19 protein-coding genes are annotated in these 23,459 nt (G+C 57.0%); 7 read left to right on the top strand and 12 right to left on the bottom strand.

All coding sequences use genetic code 11. The annotated features are described in order from the left end of the window. Positions 1-46: 46 nt before the first annotated feature. Together putA and FZF01_RS14715 are read right to left on the bottom strand one after the other, a co-directional pair. Positions 47-3,202, bottom strand: coding sequence for a bifunctional proline dehydrogenase/L-glutamate gamma-semialdehyde dehydrogenase PutA (gene putA / locus FZF01_RS14720; protein ID WP_150278975.1), 3,156 nt, complete (start codon positions 3,200-3,202; stop codon positions 47-49). A gap of 252 nt (positions 3,203-3,454) precedes the next feature. After that, positions 3,455-4,225, bottom strand: a complete 771-nt coding sequence (locus tag FZF01_RS14715; RefSeq protein ID WP_150278974.1) for an AraC family transcriptional regulator — start codon at positions 4,223-4,225, stop codon at positions 3,455-3,457. 147 nt (positions 4,226-4,372) lie between these two features. Here FZF01_RS14715 and lon point away from each other — a divergent pair, with 147 nt between their 5' ends. Further along, positions 4,373-6,781 carry an endopeptidase La gene (gene lon / locus FZF01_RS14710; RefSeq protein ID WP_150278973.1) on the top strand — a complete coding sequence of 803 codons (2,409 nt, stop codon included), beginning with the start codon at positions 4,373-4,375 and terminating at the stop codon, positions 6,779-6,781. Between the two features lie 64 nt (positions 6,782-6,845). Here lon and FZF01_RS14705 read toward each other — a convergent pair whose 3' ends face one another. Beyond that, the gene (locus FZF01_RS14705; protein WP_150278972.1) at positions 6,846-9,074 is read right to left on the bottom strand and encodes a type IV pilus assembly protein FimV; all 2,229 of its coding nucleotides are present in this window, start codon (positions 9,072-9,074) and stop codon (positions 6,846-6,848) included. Between the two features lie 348 nt (positions 9,075-9,422). Here FZF01_RS14705 and cmoA point away from each other — a divergent pair, with 348 nt between their 5' ends. Next, on the top strand, positions 9,423-10,163 hold the full coding sequence (gene cmoA / locus FZF01_RS14700; protein WP_150278971.1) for a carboxy-S-adenosyl-L-methionine synthase CmoA: 741 nt from the start codon (positions 9,423-9,425) through the stop codon (positions 10,161-10,163). Continuing rightward, positions 10,160-11,128: a tRNA 5-methoxyuridine(34)/uridine 5-oxyacetic acid(34) synthase CmoB gene (cmoB, locus tag FZF01_RS14695; protein ID WP_150278970.1), complete on the top strand. Its 969-nt coding sequence runs from the start codon at positions 10,160-10,162 to the stop codon at positions 11,126-11,128. Before cmoA ends, cmoB begins: the two co-directional genes overlap by 4 nt. Before the next feature lie 13 nt (positions 11,129-11,141). On the opposite strand, the gene FZF01_RS14690 is transcribed toward cmoB, so the two are convergent. The 5 genes from FZF01_RS14690 to FZF01_RS14670 form a co-directional block, all read right to left on the bottom strand. Continuing rightward, positions 11,142-14,261: a bifunctional diguanylate cyclase/phosphodiesterase gene (locus tag FZF01_RS14690; RefSeq protein ID WP_188434471.1), complete on the bottom strand. Its 3,120-nt coding sequence runs from the start codon at positions 14,259-14,261 to the stop codon at positions 11,142-11,144. A 66-nt stretch (positions 14,262-14,327) separates the two neighbouring features. Further along, positions 14,328-15,122, bottom strand: a complete 795-nt coding sequence (locus FZF01_RS14685; protein ID WP_150278968.1) for an acyl-CoA thioesterase — start codon at positions 15,120-15,122, stop codon at positions 14,328-14,330. Between the two features lie 121 nt (positions 15,123-15,243). Then, entirely contained in the window at positions 15,244-15,939 is a 696-nt protein-coding gene (locus tag FZF01_RS14680; RefSeq protein WP_150278967.1) for a hypothetical protein, read from the bottom strand. Further along, positions 15,926-16,963, bottom strand: coding sequence for a DUF697 domain-containing protein (locus FZF01_RS14675; RefSeq protein WP_150278966.1), 1,038 nt, complete (start codon positions 16,961-16,963; stop codon positions 15,926-15,928). Before FZF01_RS14675 ends, FZF01_RS14680 begins: the two co-directional genes overlap by 14 nt. Next, the gene (locus tag FZF01_RS14670) at positions 16,960-18,318 is read right to left on the bottom strand and encodes a YcjX family protein (RefSeq protein WP_150278965.1); all 1,359 of its coding nucleotides are present in this window, start codon (positions 18,316-18,318) and stop codon (positions 16,960-16,962) included. Before FZF01_RS14670 ends, FZF01_RS14675 begins: the two co-directional genes overlap by 4 nt. 81 nt (positions 18,319-18,399) lie before the next feature. Between FZF01_RS14670 and FZF01_RS14665 the strand changes: the two genes are divergently transcribed. Next, a complete protein-coding gene (locus tag FZF01_RS14665) occupies positions 18,400-18,801 on the top strand; it encodes an NINE protein (protein ID WP_150278964.1) in 402 nt (133 codons plus the stop codon). Between the two features lie 78 nt (positions 18,802-18,879). Beyond that, entirely contained in the window at positions 18,880-19,245 is a 366-nt protein-coding gene (gene queD / locus FZF01_RS14660; RefSeq protein ID WP_150278963.1) for a 6-carboxytetrahydropterin synthase QueD, read from the top strand. Here queD and FZF01_RS14655 read toward each other — a convergent pair whose 3' ends face one another. After that, positions 19,246-19,617, bottom strand: coding sequence for a glutaredoxin family protein (locus FZF01_RS14655; RefSeq protein WP_150278962.1), 372 nt, complete (start codon positions 19,615-19,617; stop codon positions 19,246-19,248). 122 nt (positions 19,618-19,739) lie between these two features. On the opposite strand from FZF01_RS14655, the gene FZF01_RS14650 reads away from it, so the two are divergent. After that, on the top strand, positions 19,740-19,964 hold the full coding sequence (locus tag FZF01_RS14650; RefSeq protein ID WP_150278961.1) for a DUF3820 family protein: 225 nt from the start codon (positions 19,740-19,742) through the stop codon (positions 19,962-19,964). A gap of 32 nt (positions 19,965-19,996) precedes the next feature. Here FZF01_RS14650 and FZF01_RS14645 read toward each other — a convergent pair whose 3' ends face one another. Further along, positions 19,997-20,290, bottom strand: a complete 294-nt coding sequence (locus tag FZF01_RS14645; RefSeq protein ID WP_150278960.1) for a YcgL domain-containing protein — start codon at positions 20,288-20,290, stop codon at positions 19,997-19,999. After that, entirely contained in the window at positions 20,287-21,429 is a 1,143-nt protein-coding gene (rnd, locus tag FZF01_RS14640; RefSeq protein WP_223825538.1) for a ribonuclease D, read from the bottom strand. Before rnd ends, FZF01_RS14645 begins: the two co-directional genes overlap by 4 nt. Positions 21,430-21,594: 165 nt before the next feature. On the opposite strand from rnd, the gene FZF01_RS14635 reads away from it, so the two are divergent. Then, positions 21,595-23,040: a methyl-accepting chemotaxis protein gene (locus FZF01_RS14635; protein WP_150278959.1), complete on the top strand. Its 1,446-nt coding sequence runs from the start codon at positions 21,595-21,597 to the stop codon at positions 23,038-23,040. A gap of 36 nt (positions 23,041-23,076) precedes the next feature. On the opposite strand, the gene FZF01_RS14630 is transcribed toward FZF01_RS14635, so the two are convergent. Beyond that, positions 23,077-23,361, bottom strand: coding sequence for a ComEA family DNA-binding protein (locus tag FZF01_RS14630; RefSeq protein WP_150278958.1), 285 nt, complete (start codon positions 23,359-23,361; stop codon positions 23,077-23,079). Between the last annotated feature and the right edge of the window lie 98 nt (positions 23,362-23,459).

Raw genomic sequence — 23,459 nt, 5'->3', positions numbered from 1 at the left:
ATTCCCTCTGTTCCACGGCGTCAGCCCTAGACTGACGCGTTGCTGCTCATGGCTCACCATCGCCCAGCGACAGCAGGCTGGCGTTACCGCCAACGGCCGTCGTGTTGATGGTGCGCGTACGTTCAGTGACAAAGCGTAGCAAATAATGCGGCCCTCCGGCTTTCGGACCCGTGCCGGACAATCCCATTCCGCCAAAGGGTTGCACGCCAACAACGGCACCGATCTGGTTGCGATTGATGTAGACGTTGCCAATGCGTACCCGACGATCGATATGCAGCGCCGTATCTTCGTTTCGGCTGTGAATACCCAGGGTCAGTCCGAAGCCGGTAGCATTAATCTCGTCAATCATCTTGTCCAGCGTGTTATTGCGCCAGGTGACCACGTGCAGCACTGGCCCGAAGTGCTCCTTGTCCAGTTGACTGATACTGTCCAACCGGAAAGCCGTTGGGGTTACAAAATGACCATTCAGGCTAGCTGGCAGGGGCGTCTCGCCAATCAGTCGATCCTGGGCCTTCAGGGTCTCGATATGCTTGAGCAGATTTCCGCGTGCATCCTCATCAATAACCGGCCCCACATCGGTCGAACGCTCGAACGGGTTACCCACATGCAGCTCGGCCATGGCGCCTTTGAGCAACTCCATGACCCGCGGTGCGATATCTTCCTGAATGAACAGCACACGCAGTGCCGAGCAACGCTGGCCCGCACTCGTAAAGGCTGAATGCACCACGTCCTTGACCACCTGCTCGGGCAACGCGGTGGAATCGACCAACATGGCGTTCTGGCCACCGGTTTCGGCAACCATGGGCGCGATGGCACTGTCACGGGCGGCCAGGGCACGGTTGATTACGTGCGCAGTCTGAGTGGAGCCGGTAAACGCAACACCGGTAATGCGGGGGTCGGAAGTGATGACACTGCCGACCTGCTTGCCATCACCCGGTAACAGAGCCAGTACATTGCCGGGCAGACCAGCTTCGTACATCAATTCGACACAGCGCACCGCCAGCAGACTGGTCTGCTCTGCAGGCTTGGCAACTACGGTGTTGCCGGTCACCAGGGCTGCCGATACCTGGCCGAGAAAAATGGCGAGGGGAAAGTTCCACGGACTGATGCAGGCAAAAACCCCACGACCCTGTAAATACAACTCGTTGCTCTCCCCGGTCGGTCCGGGAAGAGTGATGAGCGCAAAACGCTGGCGGGCCTGCACTGCGTAATAGCGGCAGAAGTCTACGGCTTCGCGCACTTCATCAATACCGTCCTGCAGGCTCTTGCCCGCCTCACGAGTACAGATCGCCATCAACTCCGGCATGTGCTTTTCCAGCAGATCAGCCGTACGTTCGAGTATTGCGGCACGCGTGTCTACCGGCGTGGCGTTCCAGGCAGGGAACGCTGCCGCCAGACTGTCAATGGCGTTGTGGGTCTGCTCGGCCGTGGCCCATATGACTTCACCCACCTGATGGGAAAGCTCGTAGGGGCACATCACGGCTCGCGCATCACCGGAAAGACGCTTGCCTTCGACCAGCGGGGCGCCGGTCCAGCGCGCGTCCATGTGCTTGTCCAGTTCTGCCTTGAGTGGTAGCCAGTGCGAGAGGATATTCAGATTGATACCCCGTGAATTGCGTCGCTCGCTGCCATAGATATCGACCGGCATCGGAATACGATTGTTGGCTTTCGAGGCGTGACGCCGCAGGCTGGTCAGCGGGTGTTCAATCAAGGATTCAATGGGTACTTTCTTGTCGACCAGCTTGTGCACGAAGGATGAGTTCGCACCATTTTCCAATAGACGGCGTACCAGGTAAGGCAACAAATCCTTGTGCGCGCCCACAGGGGCGTAAATACGTACTGCGCAGCTGTTTTGCTCCAACACCGTATCGTAAAGCGCGTCACCCATGCCATGCAGGCGCTGGAACTCGAACCGGCGATCACCCGCCATGGAAAGAATGCAGGTGACGGTATGGGCGTTGTGGGTAGCGAACTGCGAATAGATCAGGCCTTCGGTCTGTTCGCTGAGCAGATAGCGTGCGCAGGCGAGATAAGACACATCCGTACCTTCCTTGCGGGTAAAGACGGGATATCCCTCCAGACCGGCCTGCTGACACAATTTGATTTCGGTATCCCAGTAGGCGCCCTTTACCAATCGCACCGGAATCAGATCGCCTTGCTTTTTTGCCAGCAAAGTAAGCCAGCAGAGCACCGGTAGGGCGCGCTTGCTATAGGCCTGTACGACAATACCGAAATCACCCCAGCCCTTGGAGTCGGTATGGTTATAGATGCGTTTAAACAGTTTCAGGGACAGCTCGAGACGATCCGCCTCTTCCGCATCAATGGTAATGCCCACTCCCCCAGCCCGCGCCTGACGCACCAATCCGAGCACAGTTTCACTCAACTCCTCGAGCACCTGCTGTTCACGGGCGCTTTCGTAGTGAGGATGCAGAGCAGACAGTTTGATCGAGATTGTGGGCTTGGGGCTCTTTCCCTTGTACTTGTCTTCGGCCAATGCGGCGATCGCGCTGCTGTAGTCAGCCAGGTACTTGGCGGCGTCAGCGCGAGTCAGCGCGGCCTCACCAAGCATATCGAAAGAGTAGGTATACCCACGATCGCGTTGCTCTTTGGCATTCTTCAGTGCTTCCTTGATGTTACGCCCCAGGACGAACTGCTTGCCCATGATGCGCATTGCCTGAAGCATCGCATTACGAATGACCGGCTCACCGCTGCGTTTGATCAGACGGCCCAGGACGGTTCCGGGTGTGCCGTCCTGACGCTTGTCAAGATTGACGACCTTGCCCGTCATGACCAAGCCCCAGGCGGCGGCGTTAACCAGGGCACTCTCGCTCTGACCAACGTGTTTGTCCCACTGGGCGGCATTGAGCTTGTCCCGAATCAGCGCATCGGCTGTGTCATCATCGGGCACGCGCAACAAGGCCTCGGCAAGGCACATGAGCATGATGCCTTCCTGAGTATCGAGACTGTATTGCTGAAGCAAAGCGTCAATGCTGTCGCTGGCGTTATCGCGCTTGCGAACGTCCTGAATCAGCTTTGTCGCCCGTTGCGAGAGCGCAGCCAGATCATCGGGCTCGGCCAGCTTCTCCAGCTCGGTCAGATAGTCCGCTTCGTCGACTGCATAGTTTTCGCTGAGGATCTTGAGAAACTCATCAGGATTACTATCGAGAAATGTGCCCTGTAGGGACTCACTAGCCTTGAACATACTGTTCTGCTCCTTTTCCGCCCGACTGCTCTCGCTGAGAACCAACGCGTTCGGGATGAGAAATGCTTCCTCTCATAACCCTAGCCCATAGATGGCTTGCGGACGAACTTGCTTGTTGTTTTCATGCGACTTGTCCCAGCCAGCGGACAAACACACACGCCTTCAGGCCACTTTAGAAGGCGGCTCTGGCCGAATCTTGCAAAAACCTGGGATTTTGTTGCAAAAAACTCCGAAACACAGGGTATCGAAGCTTCAATAGCCGCCATTCACACGAAGTTTGCCCGGCGTCAGTCCACAGCGCTGGCGCACGGCATGGGTAAGAGCGCTCTGACTGGAAAACCCACAACGACTGGCTACCTCAGAGAGCGGCAGGGCGCTGTGACAGATCAAGCGAACCGCTTCTTCGACCCGCGCGCCCAGCAGGTACTGGTGTGGTGACTGCCCTGCCCGCTTTCTGAACAGTGTATGGAAGTGGCTTGGGCTTATATGTACCTGGGCCGCCATCTCGGCAACACTGACCGGCTGGTCCAGGCGTTGACGGATATAGGCATCGAGCCGTGACAGATCCAGGCTGTGGGGCTGCCGGACCTGCGCTGGTAGCGAGAACAGTCGATCATGCAAGGTATGCAGCAAGACACCCCCAAGGTGCCAATTCAAAGGCCCTTCAAGGCGGCTTGGGCGCGTCAGTTCGTGGGCTGCGAAGTCCAGAAGTCCTTGTACGCGCTGGTCCAGACGAATAAAGCGAGGCTTTTCAAACAGGCGTGACAGTCCATCGTCGGTGAATCCCATTGCAGAGGAGCCGTCCGTAGGCAGATCGAGGATCAACATATGGTTGCTGCCTCTACCAGAGAAAGCATGGGCTTCATGCCCCGGCACCAGACAGGCATGTAGGCGACTGACCGCACCACCCTGCCCCATCACCTCGAAATCCGCGCAACCATTGAGTCCCACGATCAATTGGTGCTGGGCATGGGCGTGGGTCGAGCACTGTGTGGGAAGGTCGAGAACCCGGGTACGAATCATGCTAACTGGCCAGTAGATACGGTTTTTTATAGTAGTCCCTGCCCGAGGCCGCCACAAGCCATGTGGCAACCATTGAAATACAAACCCTTCGACTCCATTTCTTGTCTATAGGCGGCGTACCCCAATTGCAGCAAACAGAGAGGCTCCATGACCGACAACGACAATGCGCATTCAGACTACATCGAACGGGACGAACCCGGTGGCGAAAACGCTGGCACGGGACTGGCGATACCGGACCAGCGCCTGCCTGACAGGTTGTACCTTCTGCCCGTCAGCAACCGCCCCTTCTTTCCCGCCCAGGTCATGCCGGTGGTCATGGATGAAGCACCCTGGGCCGAAACCATCGAACGGGTCTCAGGCACCCCCCACCACGCATTGTCCCTGTTCTTCGTCGATGGCCCGCTGGCGGCAGACGGCAAGCTCGACTTCGGCCATCTCCCGGAGACCGGGTGCGCTGTAAAGATACATCATGCTGTAAAGGAAGACGGCAAGATCCAGTTTATTGCACAGGGCCTCACCCGAGTGCGGATCACCCAGTGGTTGAGCCGTAAACCGCCTTATCTGGTAGAAGTTGAGTATCCCAAGGCACCCACTGACGAGCGTGATGAAGTCCGCGCCTATGCCATGGCGCTGATTAATGCAATCAAGGAGCTGCTACCGCTCAACCCCCTTTACAGCGAGGAGTTGAAGAACTATCTAAACCGCTTCAGCCCAAACCAGCCTTCGCCACTGTCCGACTTTGCCGCCACACTGACTTCCGCCAAGGGGAGCGAATTGCAGGATATTCTGGAAACCATTCCGGTTCTGCGGCGGATGGAAAAGGTGCTGGTGTTGCTCAAGAAAGAAATTGATGTTGCCCGGCTGCAGGGAGAGATCAGCGCGGAGGTCAATCGCACCATCAGCGATAGCCAGCGCAAGTTCTTTCTCAAGGAGCAACTCAAGATCATTCAGAAGGAACTGGGTCTGTCCAAGGACGACCGCACAGCGGATATCGAGCAGTTTCGCGAACGCCTGAATGACAAGATTCTCCCAGATGCCACGGAAAAGAAACTTGAAGAAGAACTCAACAAGTTATCAGTGCTGGAAACCGGTTCGCCTGAGTACGCGGTGACGCGCAATTATCTGGATTGGGCTACCTCGATACCCTGGGGCATCACCCATGCCGACAATCTGGACATTGCACACGCTCGGAAAATCCTTGATCGCGACCATGACGGATTGAAGGATGTGAAGGAACGCATTCTTGAGTTTATTGGCCTGGGTGCATTCAAGGGAACCGTTTCAGGCTCGATCATGCTTCTGGTGGGACCCCCGGGCGTGGGCAAGACAAGCATCGGTCACTCCATTGCCGAAAGCCTCGGTCGTCCCTTTTATCGTTTCAGTGTTGGCGGTATGCGTGATGAGGCAGAGATCAAGGGGCATCGTCGCACCTATATCGGGGCGATGCCGGGTAAATTTGTGCAGGCGCTCAAGGATGTCGGGGTAATGAACCCGGTAATAATGCTGGACGAAATCGACAAACTGGGATCCAGTCATCAGGGTGACCCTGCCTCGGCGTTACTGGAAACCCTTGACCCCGAGCAGAACAGTCAATTTCTGGATCATTATCTGGACCTGCGTCTGGATCTGTCCAAGGTGCTGTTCGTCTGCACTGCCAACGTTCTCGACAGTATTCCCGGCCCGTTGCTTGACCGCATGGATGTCATAAGGCTGTCGGGTTATATCAGCGAGGAAAAGCTGGCCATTGCGAAAAACCATCTATGGCCTCGACAGCTGGAGCGCGCTGGCGTGCGGAAAAGTCAGTTGCGCATCACCGACAAGGCTCTTCGTACCCTGATAGAGGGCTATGCCAGAGAAGCTGGCGTGCGCAATCTCGATAAACAGTTGGCCAAGGTCGTACGCAAATCAGTGATGCGGCTCCTAGAAGACCGGGAACAAAAAATCAGCATCAAGCCCGAGGATCTCTCACAACTGCTCGGCTCTGCGCCTTTTCGTAAAGAGAGGACCCTCAAGGGTGTGGGGATCGTTACCGGCCTGGCATGGACGTCGATGGGCGGAGCAACCTTGCCGGTAGAAGCCACCCGCATTCACACCCTGAACCGTGGTTACAAACTCACTGGCAAACTGGGTGAGGTGATGCGCGAATCGGCAGAGATAGCGTACAGCTATATTTGCGCCAACCTGAAAAGCTATAAGGCCGACCCAGAGTTCTTCGACAAGGCCTTTGTTCACCTGCATGTACCCGAGGGCGCCACACCCAAGGACGGCCCGAGCGCGGGAGTCACCCTGGCTAGCGCTCTACTTTCCCTGGCACGCAACCAGTCACCCCGCAGGTCAATGGCCATGACTGGGGAGCTAACGCTGACCGGACAGGTGCTGCCCGTGGGAGGTATTCGCGAAAAGGTCATTGCCGCGCGGCGTCAGTCCATTCATGAACTGATACTTCCTGAAGACAACAGGGGCGAATATGAGGAGCTACCTGATTACCTGAAGGAAGGTATGCAGATACATTTCGCCAGCCACTTCCGCGACGTAGCCAACAGGCTGTTTGCATAAGCAAAAAAAAGACTCGATGGTTTGCCATCGAGTCCTTTTTACCTAGACAGCCAGAAATCAGCTATTACTTCTTGTCTGCCGGCTTGTCGTGTTCGGCGTCTGTAGAACTGAAGTGCTTGTCCTGATCAGCATCAAGCTCCTCTACTTGGGGAAACTTGTGCAGGCTGCTTTCGAACTCTTCTTCCGAAATGGTTCTGTCAGTATCGTTGACTGCCTCACGATTACTGCTCTTGCGCATGGGCTCGGGACTCAGACCGTCAATCAGATCCCAGTCAGGGTCCAGAGTGAAGTCATTCAGATTCAGTTGACTGGTATTCGATTCGTCATGCTCTTCATCGATGCCAGTGCGGAATGCTGCATTTTCTTCCTCGTCCTCACCCAACAACGGTTCGAGACTATCGACTTGCTCGACCACATCACCCCTGTCGTTGAACATGAGCGGGAACCGCGCCTTGATCTGGTCAATACGCTCGACTTCGCCACCTAGCTCAGTCACTTCCTCTTCCTGTTCGGCAAAGGCAGCGCCATCACCCAGCTCGGCCAGAACGCGCAACTGCTTATAGCGCAAATCCAGGCGCTCGGGCTCTTCGTCAATTGCCTTGTCGAGCATGGTGCGCGCTTCAGCGAATCGGCCATAGGTAACATAGAGCTCTACGCCATCCAGGGGATCCACTACCGGCTTGGCAGCCGGCTGTGCGACGGGCCGGGCAACCATGGCAGGCACAGTAGTGATGTTCGAGGAAAAGCCGCCATGGGGCTCATTTACCACTGGCCGGGCGACTTCAGCTGGCTCCTCTTCCTGATGACGACGACGTGATAGTAGCCAGCCCAGCAGGAAAGCAATGAAAACCAGAGGCAGAGTCAACCAACTGAGCCAGGAAGTAGAGCTCGCGGTTGCCTCGGGCTCTTCACCCGGCAATACATTGGCGGCTACTGCGCCCGCGGTCGGATCATCACTGCCACCTGCGGCGGAAGGCCCAGAGCCAGCGTCACCGGAACCGATAGATCCCGCCCCTGCCGTGCCGGCAAGATCGCCATCCATTTCAGCTTCCGCTGCCTTGGCTGCGCGCAACACTTCCAGCTCTGCCTGCAGGCTGGCAATCTGTGCATCTCGAGCGTCAAGCTCGCTGAGCAAAACGTTGAATCGGCTTTCCAGCGCGTTCAATCTACCCAATAGAGCGGCGGAGTCTGCATCAACTGCCTCAAGGGTAGTCTCCTCGATTCGCAGGCGCACTTCTGCGCTATCGGAATCTTCAGCAGGTAGCGTATCTGCAATGACCGCTGCATCAGATTGAGTCTCAGCAGAGGGAGCCACTTCAGAGGCATCTGCCACGGGGTCTGTAGCTGGCTCTGCCTCCTCGGCTGGTAGCACTTCAGCCAACTCGCTCGCATCCTCTTCAGGACGTGCAACCGGTGCTACAGGCTCTTCAACGGCAGAGGGTGCGGCTGGTGCTTCTGCAACAGATTCCTGCGTCGCATCCCGGCCGGCAAGCAACTCCTGGGGTGCACCTGCAGTCACAAGCTGCTCTGTAGTCGGCATGATCAGGGTGTGTCCCTGACGCAGCTTGTCAATATCGCCACCGATGAAGGCTTCAGGATTGAGAGCGTGGATGGCCGACATACTTACCCGGATTGGGACCGAGCTATCAGGGCGCTGATTGACCGCGATATCCCACAAACTGTCCCCGGCGACGGTTGTATATTGCCGGGCTCCCGATTGCGGTTGCAGGTCAGGTAGCGACTGAAGTGCCGTACTGGCTGGCTGACTGGCTGGCTGAGCTACCGCCTGATCAGCCTGGCGTGCCACAGGAGCACTCGCGGGAGCAGGTGCACTGACGACAGGTGGCTGGGTTCGCGGTGCAACAGGGGCAGCGATGCTGGCTGCCTGAGGGTCATACAAGGGTGGGTCGAGCAGCACAGTGTACTCTCGAAGCATCCGACCGCCGGGGCGACGCAGTTCTACCAGAAAGTTCAGGTAGGGCTCGCGCACCGGCCGCGTGGATTCAACGCGGATAAGCAACCGGTTGTTCTCGACGACGGGCACGAAACGCAGATCGGTCAGAAAAAACGGTCTGTCGATGCCAGCCCTGTCGAAAGCATCAGGTGCGGCCAGTGAAACGATGATATCGGAGGCAGAAAGACCCTGCGCATCCTGCAACTGAATCGTGGCACTCAAGGGTTGATTCAATGAAGAATCCAGCCGCATTTCCCCAAGACCCAGCGCATTACTAACACCCACATATAGAGCGGCCAATGAGGCAACTCCAACTATCACTTGGCGTTTGACTGCCATACCCTTTCCTCTTTTCCTGTAAGTGGCGTCGACACTACCACTTGCGCTATCCGTCGCATTCCCTTTGGGGAGCGTCAATAGTTTTCGTGCTGCAGCCCAATGTTCGACAGTATGCCACTGCTCGAGACGTAAACGAACAGTAAAACGGACCGAAATGTCAAAAAAACCGCATAGGCTGCGCAATTAAACAAGAGCGCCATTCCCATGGCAGGCTCTGACCCAGGACTCTCCACACGGAACATGGCAGGTTGCCACCAGATACGGCAGTGAAGCAGTCAGGGTCACATCCTGTCAAGTGCGGCTACTTCCGGTAATATGCCTGCTTTTCTGCCAGGCTGGAAACAGGCAATGACCGAGACAGACAAGCTTTTCGCGCAGCCGCGCGCGCAGATCGGCGACTTCGCTTTTGACGACGAAGTCGTTCGTGTGTTCCCCGACATGATAAAAAGATCAGTGCCGGGTTATCCAACGATCGTCGAAACCATTGGCCTCATTGCCGGGCAATATGCCAGGCCTGATAGCCTCATTTACGATCTTGGTTGCTCGCTAGGGGCAGCGACACAGTCAATGCGCCGTCACGTTCGCGCATCTGGATGCCGGATCATGGCGGTAGACAACTCCGCACCCATGATCAGCCGCTGTCGGGAATACTTGTTTGCTCAGAACGCCATGGTTGAGGAATTGACCCCGGTAGAGGTCATGGAGGCTGATATTACCCGACTCGCGTTGCAGCCCTGTTCGGTAGTTGTGCTCAACTTTACCCTGCAGTTCATCCCACCGCCCCAACGTCTCCAGCTTCTGACAGATATCCATCGCGCGCTACTGCCCGGCGGGTTGCTGATTCTCTCGGAAAAACTCGCCTTCGCAGACCCCAGAACACAGCAAAACCTGGAGACCATGCATTATGTTTTCAAACGGGCGAACGGCTATAGCGAACTGGAAATTGCCCAGAAACGCAGTGCCATTGAAAAAGTGATGCTACCTGACACGCTTGAAGCTCATCAGGACCGCCTTTTCAAGGCCGGCTTCAGCCATAGCCATAGCTGGTTTCAATCACTGAATTTCTGCTCGATGATGGCCCACAAGTGATCGATTACACGACTTTATATGAGCATCTGTCCCAGAGCAGCCTGGCGCACTGGTTGTCCAGCCTTCCCGAGGCTCTTGATCTACGACTCCGTGATGTGAATCACGGCGACATGGAGCGCTGGGAAAACGCCGTAGCCCAGTTACCGGCAGCGTGCCCATCTTCCTTCGAGGTAAGCGACGCGGTGCGGATAGGCTCAGCCCAGGACCTCGCGACTGGAGATCGCGAGCAATTGGAAAGCGCCTTGCGTGGCTTGCAACCCTGGCGCAAGGGGCCGTTCGAGATATTTGGTCTCGTGGTGGACTGTGAATGGCGCTCGGACTGGAAATGGCAGCGCGTCATCCCTCACGTGGACCTGAGGGGCAGAAAGGTTCTCGACGTAGGCTGCGGCAACGGTTACCACATGTGGCGCATGTGGGGCTGCGGTGCAGCAACGGTGATAGGTATCGACCCCAACCTATTGTTTATAAATCAATTCAGTTCAGTGAAGAAATACATTCCAGATGCCCCGGTCTGGCAATTGCCCTTCACACTGGAGGATTTGCCTGAACCCGCTGGCGGATTCGATACGGTATTTTCGATGGGCGTGTTATACCACCGTCGCTCGCCAGTAGATCATCTGCTGCAACTCAAGGGCTGCCTGCGACCCGGTGGTGAGCTGGTGTTGGAAACCCTGGTAGTTGAGGGCGATACAGACACCTGCCTGCTGCCTGAGGACCGCTACGCGCAAATGCGGAATGTCTGGTTCTTGCCCTCGGTCGCGATGCTGGAAAAGTTGCTGCGCCGCAGCGGATTCACGGATGTACGCTGCATCGATCTTAACGTGACTTCGACTGCTGAACAGCGCAGCACCGAGTGGATGCGGTTTCAGTCACTGTCTGATTTCCTTGACCCGCTGGATCCCCGGTTGACTATTGAGGGTCACCCCGCTCCTTTACGTGCCACGCTTGTGGCACGTAAACCCTGATGCTATTTGCCTTTTACTGCTCCCTGAGCCACGCCACCAGCTCTGCTGCCGGCAGGGCCGGAGAGAACAGGTAACCCTGGCAGGCTCCGCAGTGGCGCTCCTTCAAAAAGCGCCACTGCGCATCAGTTTCCACACCCTCTGCGACTACATTCAGGCGCATATTGGCCGCCAGATCCAGGATGGTTGTAACCAGCTGGTTATCCTCGGCCCGCTCAGGCACGCCAGCAAGAAAACTCTTGTCAATCTTCAGCTTATCCAGCGGGAAACGGCGCAGATAAGCGAGCGAAGAATAGCCTGTGCCGAAGTCGTCAATTACCAGACCTACCCCGAGCCCCTTCAACTGATGCAGTGTTTGCTCTCCCTGATGGGCGCTGGTCATCAATGCACTTTCGGTGATTTCCAGCTCCAGCTTCGAGGCGCTAAGCCCGCTTTTTTGAAGAGCTGAGCGGACCAGTTCCACCACATCCAGGTGTACAAACTGACGAGGCGACAGATTGACCGCCACACGCTCGGGGGCAACCCCCTCAAGCTCCCACTGCGCCATCTGCCGGCACGCCTCATTCAGAACCCAGTGCCCAACCTGCACAATCAGGCCGCTGTGCTCGGCAAGAGGGATAAAACGGTCCGGCGGTATAAGACCACGCTCCGGATGTCGCCAGCGTACCAATGCCTCCACGCCAATGGCGCGCCCGTTACTGACCCGAATTATTGGCTGGTAGTGCAACTCCAGCTCAGCATTCTCCAGTGCCTTGCGCAGGCCTCGCTCCATCTCGAATCGGGCGCTGGCTTCTTCGGTCATGGCTCGATCATAGCCACAGACCTGATCGCGCCCGCTGCTCTTTGCGGTATCCATCGCCGCATCAGCGTGACGGACGAGATCCGCTGCGACCTGGCCATCGTCGGGATAGCAGGCAAACCCGACACTTGCACCAATGTATATCTCCCTGCCGTCAGCAAGCACGATCGGTGAGCGCATGACGTCACAGACCTGCTCTCCTACGTGCCGAACAGCTGCGGCAGACAAGCCGGGAGCAATGACCAGAAACTCATCCCCGCCAAGCCTGGCCAGGGTAGCTTCCTGGGGGCAACAGGTGCTCAGGCGCTCGGCGGCCTGGCGGAGTACCTCGTCACCTACTGAGTGTCCAAGGCTATCGTTGATCGCCTTGAAGCGGTCCAGATCGATGAACAGCACAGCGATGTTGGCGTCATCGTGTATAGCCTGAACCAGCCCCTGCTCAAGACGCAACATGGCCCGGTTGCGGTTTGCCAGCCCCGTGAGGCTGTCAAAATGCGATATGTATTGCAGCTGCTCCTGGCTACGCCGCAAGCCGCTGAGATCACTGAACATAACCATGTATCGGTTAATTCGACCGCCCTCATCACTGACGGCTGTTACGTTTACCCACAGAGGAACGTTGTACTCGTCCGGCCGATCAATAATCACCTCTCCCTGCCAGTAACCTTCGGTGCGCAGCTCACGAAGCACCCTGCGTCCCAGAGCCCAGGGATCGAGCAGGCGGCTGCGCACCAGGGGGCGCTTGCCCACCGCACGTCCGACGGCCAGGCCGGTAATAATGCTGAAGGCGGGATTATGATTGATGATCCGGAAGTGCTCATTGAGCACCATCATGCCCTCACGACTACTTTCGAACATGGCGGCGGCTTCCTTGAGGGCCTGCTCATGCCGTTTGCGATCGGTAATGTCTTCCACAATCATCACGTAATACTGTGCTGCGCCCTCGGTGTCACGCACCAGCGTCACCATCAGATTGATCCAGGCCAGCTCACCATCGCGGCGAACATAGCGGGCTTCAACAGTAAACTTGCTCGAGGTTCCATAACGCAGTTCGCGCAACATGGTTTCGATCATCGGCCGGTCTTCACGATAGAGCGTACCGTTGGGGGTCAATTCCCTGAGGTCTTCCTCACTATAGCCTGACCTTTCGTAGTAACTCGGATTGGCGCTGATAAACTCACCCGAGGGTGAAACCAGCAACACACCTACCGCCGCATGCTCGTATATGGCCGCAAAGCGTTTCTCGCTCGCTTCCCGCTCGTCAGCCAGTCGGGACTTCTGTACCACCAGGGCAGCGAGCCGTGCAAACTCATCGAGCAGCTGCAGGTCCCCTGCATTGGGATTACCGGTTTGATCAAGATGAATGATGAACCAGCCCAGAACGGCTCCGTCGGCCCCGGTAAAAGGGACAACCCAGCAGGCTGCAACACTGCATTGATTCGCCTGCGTGCGCATTTTTGCCCAACGTGGGTCTGTGGAAATGTCATCAATAAATACCGGGGTGTCACGATACAGACCAGCCAGCCCCGTGTAGCTCAGATCAACGGGGGCAGCCGCCTCGCGGGGAATAATAAGCTCATGAGCGCTATTGGGCGCTGCCAGAACCTGCAAGGCGCCACCGATCTCGTTTTTCAGTACGATAGATGCGCGCTGGCCGGTTTGGAGAGCCTCCCATTCAAGAACCAGACGGTTGGCCAGGTCCTGAATCCCTGCGTCCCCCAACAGCCCGTCCAGCACACTCATCCGAGCAGACTGTATGCGCATCTGCTCTTGCTGCTGCTGAATATCGTTGAGCGTACCGATCACCACTTCGCCACTTTCGACCGTGGAATAGGGTCGTGCCGTAAGTCGGCACCAGTGGTAACGTCCATCCTCGCGACGCAGCCTGAGATTGATACGCAGGGTGTCCGAATGACCCTCACGCACGCGTCGCAGATAATTGTCCAGTAGCGGTTGATCCTCTGCATGCAGGAAATGCAGGATTGAAGAGCCGAGGATGGAACGGGGCATGTTGCCGGCAATCTGCGCCCAGGCCTGATTGACGTAAACCAGCCGACCAGAGTAATCAGCCCGGAACACGGCATCAGTGATGGCCGACATGACCTCCCGGTTACGCTCAAGTGTGGTCGAAGCGTTGCGCTCCAGCTCGAGCGTGTGCAGGCGCTGCAGATACCAGGCAATCGCCATGACGGCTACGGCGATCGCCAATAACAACATGAACAGATCAAACTGACCACGCCATTGCGTATTGAAGGCAAGCACGGCGGTCAACGCAGCTACCAGCAAACCAGCTACCAGCGTTGCCAGGGGCTTGAGAAGATTCCTTGTTTTCGCCATTGGCTGCATATCATCCCTAGTTGTTCAGCGACGGCCGCCTACCCCCAGCAAATGGCTCGAAGCAATCTAACCAAAAACCGTGACCGTCTGCCGACTAATAGCGACCAGCGTACCGTCTTCCCGCCACACCATGGCCGAAGCATGCCCGTAACCGTCACGTGCATGATCGATGTTGGCCCTGTACAGAAGCCAGTCAGTATTACCCTGATCCGGTTGGGGCTGCACGAACTCGATTGTCCAGGTCAGTGAACTCGCCGGGGCAAACCGCTTTAGATGCGGCAGTACGGCTGGAGGCCATACGTCCACAAGCCCGAGAATATGCGCCTCGTGTACGGCGCCTTCGTCTTCGCGAAAACGCATCCAGCCACCCATTTCGCGTTTTTTGCTATTCGTGAAAGGCAGGTCACCCAAGGCCCAGCGCACCGCAAAGTGGCGCAGAAAAACCGGAGTGACCCCCTCGATATAGGGCATTTCTACGCAGTCGTTGACCGCTTTTACTGTGGGAGCCGGCTCGCTTGCAAGGGAGACTTGCGACTCACGTGAAGCCCCGAAACTACCCTGGACGATACACATTATCTGGCCGTTCTGTCGCGCCATGCCCAGCATTTGTGTGACCGCCTTGCCTTCGCGCAATACCTGAGCCTCGACCTGCATGACCTCCCCGGGCGCAACTGGCCCCACAAAGGTAATAGCCAAGGATCGTACCGGTCGGTCTTCAGACAAAGCAGCCCGCATTCCCTGATATACGAGAGCCGCTACAAGGCCACCGTAAGCCGCCCGCCCCTGGGCCCAGCTTGCCGGAATAGTCACTTCCTGCTCCGGCGATCTGGCGAGCGCAGCAAGCAATTCTGCAAATGTCATTGTTTCATTCCTGTAATCAAGAAACCCGGCATGTTAGGGCATGTGCGCCAGGCCGCAAAGGGCAATCCGCGATCATAGCAAAAGGGAATGCGCAGCTATGGATACCCACATAAGATGGCGGCTATTCGGCGTTTTCTGCAAACAACCGCAGCCCACAGAGCCAGCCTATAGCCAGCCAGGCGGGAGGCATCTCCGGCCAGTCGTCGGCACCAATACCTTCGAGTTCATGCTCTGGCTCACCGGCACGAGCGAGCAAACGCTGATGCCACCAGGCAATATAATGACCGTTGCCCGGGGAGTACCGGCTAAGCAGCTCGGCCCGCAGGCGCATGGGCAGGGAAGTAAAGAGCAATTCGTCCACGGCAGCGTGGATTTGCTGTTCATTTTCCAGGTATGCCGACTCCGCAACCGGTGGCAAATCAAGCTGGGCAGCAAGAATCGCCAACTGTCTGGCGTATTCCCGATGACTGTGCAGCGGATCGATCTGACTGCGCCAATCCAGTTGCAAACGCTCCAGCGCCTCCACCAGCGATCGCGCACCTGCGGCGGGCGAGTCCAGCAAGGTGGCTAGCCAGCGCCGCTGATACAGAGGCACCGAAGCCAGCAGCAATACCAGTTCGGCGCTGCTCGAACCGGGCCGTGGCTGCCAGTGCCCATAATCACCCTCAGGTACCCGCTTGACGCGCTCGCAGCGTGCCGGCCAATCAGCCGGCAGCAATTGGGTTTTCAGCTTTTCCCAGCGGTTGCCTAACTCCGTTGTGCGTTGTTTCAACCAGCGCTCGAACAACCATCGCGTGCGTGATTTATATGCTGTCATCCGTTGTGCGTCCCAGCCTTTCCCTGATGCCTTGAATAATACCGCGGTTATCTTCGACCAGTCCGCTCTTGTCGGGCAAGGGCACTGCGCGGCACAGGTCCAGCGTGAAGTGACCCAGGCGCGAACTGTAAAGACCTATACCGATGCCCTGCCCCACCCGTGCAGCGAGCTTTTCCATCAAGCCGGAAAGTACGCTGTCGCTGAGTGCCCCAATGGCCATCTCGCTACCACCGGCAAGGGCGATATTGCGCAGCACGTGCCGTGCCAGACGCCACTTGCCAAGCTGGCTTATGGGCAGCCCATAACAAATAGCAACCCGTTGCATCATTCGGATATTGCGCCAGATCACCAGTACCAGGTCAACCGATACCCAGGGACTGGTGGCCACCAGCATCCCGGTTCCTACCGACTCGTTACGGATCAGCTTGCGAGCAAGAACATCCAGAGGTTGATAGAACTGCGCGTTCAGCCTACGGCTGATCTCCTCTGCGGTATAAGACTGATCAAGATCGGCGCAAACGCTATTCATTGATTCCGCTAGTGGCGTATTGGCATGTAGCGCCTGCAAACGGTCAAGCCAGTCCAGTGCCAGGCGTTCTTCCGGAGCCTTCAAGGCCGCACGCATCTCCTTGCGCAGCTGCTCCAGGGCGCTCAGTCTCTGACGCTGACGACGCACGGCATTCCAGCCGAGCAATCCGGTGCCTGCAAGCACCACTCCCACGCCGCCGACCAGGGCGCCGGCCAGCGGGTTCCAAGACCAGGCTGAAAGAGACCATTGGGTCCATTCCACCACCGCGCCTCCGAGCGCCACCGATAGCAGCATCAAACCCAGACGCCGCGGCCACGGACTCAATGGCGGCGCATTGTGAATGCCGGTAGGCATAGGCACCGGCGTTCCGGTTGAACGGGAGTGATATTCAACCTCTTCCAATACCCGCGCATCCTGTTGAGATTGCTGCGGTGCCGGCTCCCATGTCTCGAGAATTCGCGGCCCGTCCTGCTGTTTCTCTCGATCGGTCTTCATGGCTGGCGACCCTCCAGAATCCACCCGGCCAGCTCATCCATGCGAAAATGCGGGAAGGGTTCATTCCGGTGCAGGCCCGAAGGCGGCCGAAGATGCAAGAGACTGGGGCCCGCAAACTTCAGATCCAGCGGCAGGTGCGAAGGCACCGTAACGGGTTGATAGCGAATGAACGCGGTCTGGCCAACCAGCCCTCCAATCATCGTTTCACCTTCCTGATCCGCAGCCCTGATGGCCGCCAGGGGGAAGCCCTGCACCTCTACACCCCCGTGTCGCACTTCAGAAATACTATCGGTTACCAGGTCTTCCAGGCATTGTTGCAGTGACCGCTGCTGGGCCGGAGCAACCTGGTCCACCTTGGTGGAGCAGATAGCCATGCGGCTTATGCTTGGACTGAACAGGCGCTGCAACAGCGAATTGCGTCCATAACGGAAACTGCCCATGACCTCTTCGAGTGCCAGCTTCAAATCCGCCAGTGCCGCTTGTCCTGCCTGCATGGGTGTCAGCATGTCTACCAGGAGAATTTGCCTGTCGAGCTGCCTGAAATGCGCATCGTAAAATCCTTTTACGACAAAGTCCCGGTAGTAGTTGAAACGCTCCTTGCATTGCGCCCACCAACTCCCGGCGGGACCCTCGCTGTAACGGTTGGCACTCAGCAGGGGCACGAACATCAGCATATCTGCGGCAATGCCGCTACCCGGCAACAGGAATCGTCCCGGTTGATTACGCGACAGGCCACCCTCAGTACGGCAACGGAGCATGAATGCCGTCCAGTCAGCTGTCAGTTGGCTCAGCAGAGCCGGATCATGCACTGCGGCCGGATCGATATTTCTCAGCCTGTCGCGCAAATCGCCCGCTAGTGATTGCCGAGGTTCGCTGTCAAGCAACGCCTGCATCTGCTCGCACCACTGTCCATATTCGAGCCCCAGCAACGGCAGATCGAGCAGCCACTCGCCGGGATAATCCAGGAGCTCGATACGTAGCGAACGATTACCCTGCAGGGATTTCAGCAAGCCCTCGGGCCGGAACTGCAGATCAATCACGACCCGCGCGAGATCTGCCGTGGAGGAAGGCCATTGCGCAGGGCTGGATGCCAACGCGCCAAGCGCTTCGAGATAGGGGAACGGCCGTGTCACCCCTTCGCGTTGCCAGCGTACGGAGGTCAGCCGATCAAAAGGCGCGCGCCTGGCCAGCAGACCGCGCTGATGATTTTCCAGCTGATTGATCAGGCTGGTGATGAAGGTGGTCTTGCCCGCACCACTCAGACCGGTAACACCGACCCGCACAGTGTGGCTGCCCAGGCGTGTAATCCTGTCCTGAGCTTTTTTGATCCAGTTCACAGTTTCGGCAGTCGCCATGCATATGCCCCGATAATCATTTATGGTCTACCCTCATTCACAGTATCGCACAGTCACCCATTCGATTAGAGGTCGGCCCTGATGGCCTATTCAGACACGCACAGCAAGACTATCGGCTACCTTCTATGGATCTTCGGTTTCATGGGAGCACACCGCTTCTACTATGGCAGGCCCATTACCGGCACCATCTGGTTCTTTACCCTCGGCTTCTTTCTGATCGGCTGGATTGTCGATCTATTCCTGATCCCCTCAATGGACCGCAGCGCTGACCGACGCTTCCGCAGTGGCCCGGTGAATTTCAATCTGACCTGGGTGCTGCTGACATTTCTGGGTATTTTCGGCGCCCACCGCCTCTACATGGGCAAATGGATCACTGCCATACTGTATTTTTTCACCGGCGGGCTGTTTTTGTTGGGTGTGCTGTACGACTACTGGACACTCAATGAGCAGATTTCCACGCGCAACATGCAGCGTGAATGGTAGCGTCCGGAACGCTGTGGGTATCGAACCTGGTGGGGTAGAATTGCGGCCCTCACCCAGCCCTAGCATGAAGGTAGCCCTATGGAAATATTCAAGGAATTCACGTTCGAGTCGGCTCATCGTCTCCCGCATGTGCCCGAAGGGCACAAATGTGGCAGGCTGCACGGACATTCGTTTCAGGTCGGGGTACATATACAGGGCGATCCTGACCCGCATACTGGCTGGATCAGGGACTTTGGTGACATCAAAGCCATATTCAAGCCTATCTATGAGACCCTCGATCACAACTACCTGAATGATATCCCCGGTCTGGAAAACCCCACAAGCGAGATTCTGGCGCAATGGATCTGGCGGGAACTCAAGCCGCTACTGCCGGAACTCTGTCAGATCACCATCAGAGAAACCTGCACCAGCGGCTGCATCTACCGCGGAACCGGAACCTTGTAATCAGGCAGTAGCGAAGCGGTCCTCAAGGTAGGCACCAATCACCTTTGATTCATACAGCCAGGTTACTTTACCTTCTTCCTCGATTCGCAGACATGGCACCTTGATTTTGCCACCCTCCTCGAGCAATGCCTGACGATCCGCGGGATTGTTTTTGGCATCCTTGAGGGTCACAGGCACATTTAACCGGTGCAGGGTACGGCGGGTGCGAACGCAAAAGGGACAGGCCCTGAACTGATAAAGGGCCAGGCCAGCAGCGGCCTGCTCTACCGCAGCCTGATTTTCGGCTGACCGTTTCATCTTTCTCGGACGGGTAATGAAGTCGAGAAAGATGATCAGATTACCCAGACCTGTTCGCAATGCTTTAACTATCATATTGGTTCCTGTTACCTGTGAGTGATGGTTGACGTGCAATGGCCACAGGGTACGCGAGTTTCCTCTTGCCGGCTTCCTGTGCAGATACTGGTAAACTGTGATTTTGTAACCGAGAGAGAACGATGGCTCCAGAAGATCTGCTATTGCTGGTGACCAGGGAAATGCCCTTCGGAAAATACCAGGGCCGTAAAATCGCGGATCTGCCGGGGCATTATCTGAACTGGTTTGCACGTGAAGGTTTTCCGTCCGGCGAAATCGGACGGCTGCTGGCCCTGATGCAAGAAATCGATCACAACGGCCTGAGCTACCTGCTCGACCCCCTGCGTTCAGAGCCACGCCAGTATTGAACCAACTTGCAGCCCCGGCTGAACAGGAAACTTCAGATCGGGTCGTTGCGGTACAGCAGTTCATCGGGTAGATGGATCAGATACTCATCTTCCCTGGGTGGCATCTGCAGGTGGTATCCCTGGGATTCCAGATTGGCCAGTACCTTGTGGATATCCTCCCGAGCCAATGTCCGCTGCTCGGTCAGCACCAGATCCATGGCCAGCTCGGCCGCGCCAAACAACTGCATGAGTGACTCGGGAAGTTCAGCCATATCGGTCTTGCGCGGCACATACAGGTACATGCCCTGCTTGCGCTTGCTACGGTAGATAGAGCACATCACTTTCATGAATTGGCATCCCTGGCATTGGCGATAGCCAGTAACTCTTCTCCCATCAATTCACGTCGCCAGCCAATGAATTCCTCCGGGAGAGTATAAGGCCCAGCGGGAAAGCCGGTTCTCACCAGCGCTTCAGTGATTTTCTTGCGCAACACTATTTCGGGCGCGATATTCAGACGTTCGGCATGGGCCTGCCCCACCTTGCGCAGGGCCTTGAGCAGCCCGTTGGCATCGGCAGGGAGTGGCTCAGGCAAACGCTCAGGCCACTCACTTGGAGGCACATTCTGTCCCTGGCGGATAAGCTCGAGAATTTCGCTACCATGCTGACGCACCGTACGTGGATGCATGTCCTCAATACGTGCCAACGCTTGCAGATTATCAGGCTGACGCTGGGCAAGCGGACACAAGGTACGCTCACGCAGCATGCGGTTGCGGGCCTGGTCACGCTCGCGCGCCTCACGCTCACGCCAGGTGGCGAGCACTTTGAGAACCGCAAGTTCATTAGGCTTCAGACGCCAGGCCTGCTTAACGTTGATGAAGGCCGTTTCCGGCTCCTGGATGCGCTGTGCTGCGGCCACTTGTTCGGCCGTATCCTCGAGCAACCACGGGGTCAGGCTGGCCGCTTCAATACGGGGGGCCATTAGCTGATAGAGTTCGGCAAGATGCACCGCGTCGGCCGCGGCATAGCGGAGCTGAGATTCACTCAGCGGGCGTTGCAACCAATCAGAGCGGGTTTCTTCATTGGACAGATCGATATCCAGCAACGCCTTGACCAGGCGTGAATACCCCATGGAAAAACCCATGTTCAGATAGGCTGCGGCCAGTTGGGTGTCAAACAACGGGGCCGGAGCCACGCCGCATAGCTTCAGGAAGACTTCGATGTCCTCACTACACGAGTGCAGAACCTTGATAACGCTGGGGCTTTGCAATACCTCGACCAGCGGGGACCAATCGCTTATTGCCAATGGATCAACGAGAAACGCTTGCCTACCGTCACTAACCTGAATCAGGCCTGCAATCGGATAGAAGGTTTCAGTACGCTCAAACTCGGTGTCTACTGCGACGTACGAAAGCTTCAGCCACTGTGAGCACCAGTGGGCTAATTCAGCATCCTGATTGATCATCAGGGGTTCAGGCGATTGGGTCATATCAGCATGTTCCTTTTTCAGTCGCGCAGTATAACCGATCAGTGACAGCTACGCGGCGCCTGAAAACTCATACATTGCGGTCAAGTTTGACCCGCATCAACCGATATCAACGTAAGGGCTCTATAATCGCGCCCCGGTACACAACAACACCCCTTGGGAGCAGGCATGGTCTTTCTTCAACATATTCCTCTGAAATACAAGTTCTGGGCCGTCAATGCCGTCGCCTTTGCCAGCACCCTTGTTCTAGTGCTCGTCGCCCTGATGGTTGAACGGCAAAGTCTGCAGGACCAGCGCCGGGATATGGGTCAGGCCCTGATACAAGCCTCCTATGACAAGACTGCATTTCCATGGTTGCAAGCTCTGACGCCCCCAGCGGCCATGCAAGCCGGCTCACGCACTTTCTCGACTCCCACATGGATTCCGGCAGAAGAACTGGGCTCAAAAGAGGCCGATGCGTTTACCGGCGCATGGGCCCTCAATAGCGAAGGTGATCTTCGCCTTATGGGGGTGCAGCGCATTGATTTTTTTGAACTGACAATGGCTCGAGCCCCCCTGTATGCCGTCGCCGTATTCGTGTTGATGCTAGCCGTACTCGTGGTGTCACAGCTACTGATCAGCTTTATTACCCGACATATCATTGCGGTACGAGACATCATGCTTGCCGTACAGGAACGTGGTGATCTCACGCTGCGTGCCCAGGCGAATAGCCGGGACGAAATCGGCTCCATCGCGCGGGCCTTCAATGCGATGCAGGCATCCCAGCAACAGGTAGTGGGCGCTGTACGCAAGGCCGCAGAGCAACTCGATCAAGGCGCCTCCGAGCTGGCCCAGGTAATGAGTCGCGTGCGCGACGGCATGATAAGCCAGCAGGGTGAAACAGACATGGTCGCCGCTGCGGTAAACGAGATGAGTGCAACGGTGCAGGACATCGCCTCCAACAGCTCGAAGACCCGGGACCAGTCCCTGCAGGCTGATGACCTGGCACGTAACGGACGCGACCAGGTTGCGCGGGTCAGCAGCACGATCGCGGGCCTGGCAACCAGTATCGAGCGCTGTACCCGGCATATGGAAACCCTACAGGGCCACAGTCAAGAAATAAGCGGGGTGGTAAACGTGATTCGCAGCATCGCCGAGCAAACCAACCTGCTGGCGCTCAACGCTGCGATCGAAGCTGCCCGCGCCGGCGAGTCGGGGCGCGGCTTTGCTGTCGTGGCCGACGAGGTGAGGGCACTGGCTCAGCGTGTGCAGAGCTCTACCGACGAAATCCAGAGAATGATCGAGGCCCTGCAGGGCGGCACAACAGATGCAGTGCAGGATATGCAAGCCAGCGCAGGCCTTACAAGGGAGTCCGTGGAGCAGAGCAACGAGGCGGGACAATCTCTGGCAGTTATTACCACGGCCGTAAGCCAGATTCGGGATGGCAATAGTGAGATCGCTTCCGCCGTTGAGCAGCAAAGTCAGGCGGCAGAAGCTATTACTCAAAGCATCGTACATATTCGGGATGTAACCGAGAGAACGGTCGAGCAGACCTTGTTAAGCGCCTCTACCAGCGAACAGCTGGCGGGACTGGCCCATCAATTGAGTGATTCGGTGAGCCGATTAAGGACCTGAACTCACCACCCTGGGTGGCGAGTTCGGCGCCTGTAGTTACTCCAGAGCGATGCGCGCTTCATTTTTCTTGATGGTAGCGGGCCCGATTCCATTGACCTGGGCCAGGTCACCGACAGCCGCGAAGTTACCGTTTTCTTCCCGGTAATCGACAATCGCCTGCGCCTTGGACTCACCTACTCCCTGCAACACTTCAGCCATCTCGGCAGCACTGGCCTGGTTGATGTTCACGCTGACCATAGAAGTTTCTGCGGGCTCTGCCATAGCTGGCAAGGTCAAAAGAGCAGAAAGGGAAAGGCACAGTGCCAGAAAGATATTTTTCATTGGATATTCTCCTTGTGAGTTTGATGCCGCACTGCCGGGTACTGCATGGCAGGCTTGACCCGCTTCCCTGCGGCTCGACCAACTTAAAACAGCATCAT

The sequence above is a fragment of the Halopseudomonas salina genome (genome assembly GCF_008641105.1).
This window is presented reverse-complemented; position numbering and strand designations above follow the sequence as displayed.

Coding starts and splice junctions, on each gene's coding strand:
- FZF01_RS14715 (WP_150278974.1), bottom strand. CDS start 4,225: ATGATTCGTACCCGGGTTCTCGACCTTCCCACACAGTGCTCGACCCAC.
- queD (WP_150278963.1), top strand. CDS start 18,880: ATGGAAATATTCAAGGAATTCACGTTCGAGTCGGCTCATCGTCTCCCG.
- FZF01_RS14670 (WP_150278965.1), bottom strand. CDS start 18,318: ATGGCGACTGCCGAAACTGTGAACTGGATCAAAAAAGCTCAGGACAGG.
- FZF01_RS14630 (WP_150278958.1), bottom strand. CDS start 23,361: ATGAAAAATATCTTTCTGGCACTGTGCCTTTCCCTTTCTGCTCTTTTG.
- rnd (WP_223825538.1), bottom strand. CDS start 21,429: ATGACCCAATCGCCTGAACCCCTGATGATCAATCAGGATGCTGAATTA.
- cmoA (WP_150278971.1), top strand. CDS start 9,423: ATGACCGAGACAGACAAGCTTTTCGCGCAGCCGCGCGCGCAGATCGGC.
- FZF01_RS14645 (WP_150278960.1), bottom strand. CDS start 20,290: ATGAAAGTGATGTGCTCTATCTACCGTAGCAAGCGCAAGCAGGGCATG.
- FZF01_RS14665 (WP_150278964.1), top strand. CDS start 18,400: ATGGCCTATTCAGACACGCACAGCAAGACTATCGGCTACCTTCTATGG.
- FZF01_RS14675 (WP_150278966.1), bottom strand. CDS start 16,963: ATGAAGACCGATCGAGAGAAACAGCAGGACGGGCCGCGAATTCTCGAG.
- FZF01_RS14690 (WP_188434471.1), bottom strand. CDS start 14,261: ATGGCGAAAACAAGGAATCTTCTCAAGCCCCTGGCAACGCTGGTAGCT.
- FZF01_RS14685 (WP_150278968.1), bottom strand. CDS start 15,122: ATGACATTTGCAGAATTGCTTGCTGCGCTCGCCAGATCGCCGGAGCAG.
- FZF01_RS14705 (WP_150278972.1), bottom strand. CDS start 9,074: ATGGCAGTCAAACGCCAAGTGATAGTTGGAGTTGCCTCATTGGCCGCT.
- FZF01_RS14650 (WP_150278961.1), top strand. CDS start 19,740: ATGGCTCCAGAAGATCTGCTATTGCTGGTGACCAGGGAAATGCCCTTC.
- FZF01_RS14680 (WP_150278967.1), bottom strand. CDS start 15,939: ATGACAGCATATAAATCACGCACGCGATGGTTGTTCGAGCGCTGGTTG.
- FZF01_RS14635 (WP_150278959.1), top strand. CDS start 21,595: ATGGTCTTTCTTCAACATATTCCTCTGAAATACAAGTTCTGGGCCGTC.
- FZF01_RS14655 (WP_150278962.1), bottom strand. CDS start 19,617: ATGATAGTTAAAGCATTGCGAACAGGTCTGGGTAATCTGATCATCTTT.
- putA (WP_150278975.1), bottom strand. CDS start 3,202: ATGTTCAAGGCTAGTGAGTCCCTACAGGGCACATTTCTCGATAGTAAT.
- lon (WP_150278973.1), top strand. CDS start 4,373: ATGACCGACAACGACAATGCGCATTCAGACTACATCGAACGGGACGAA.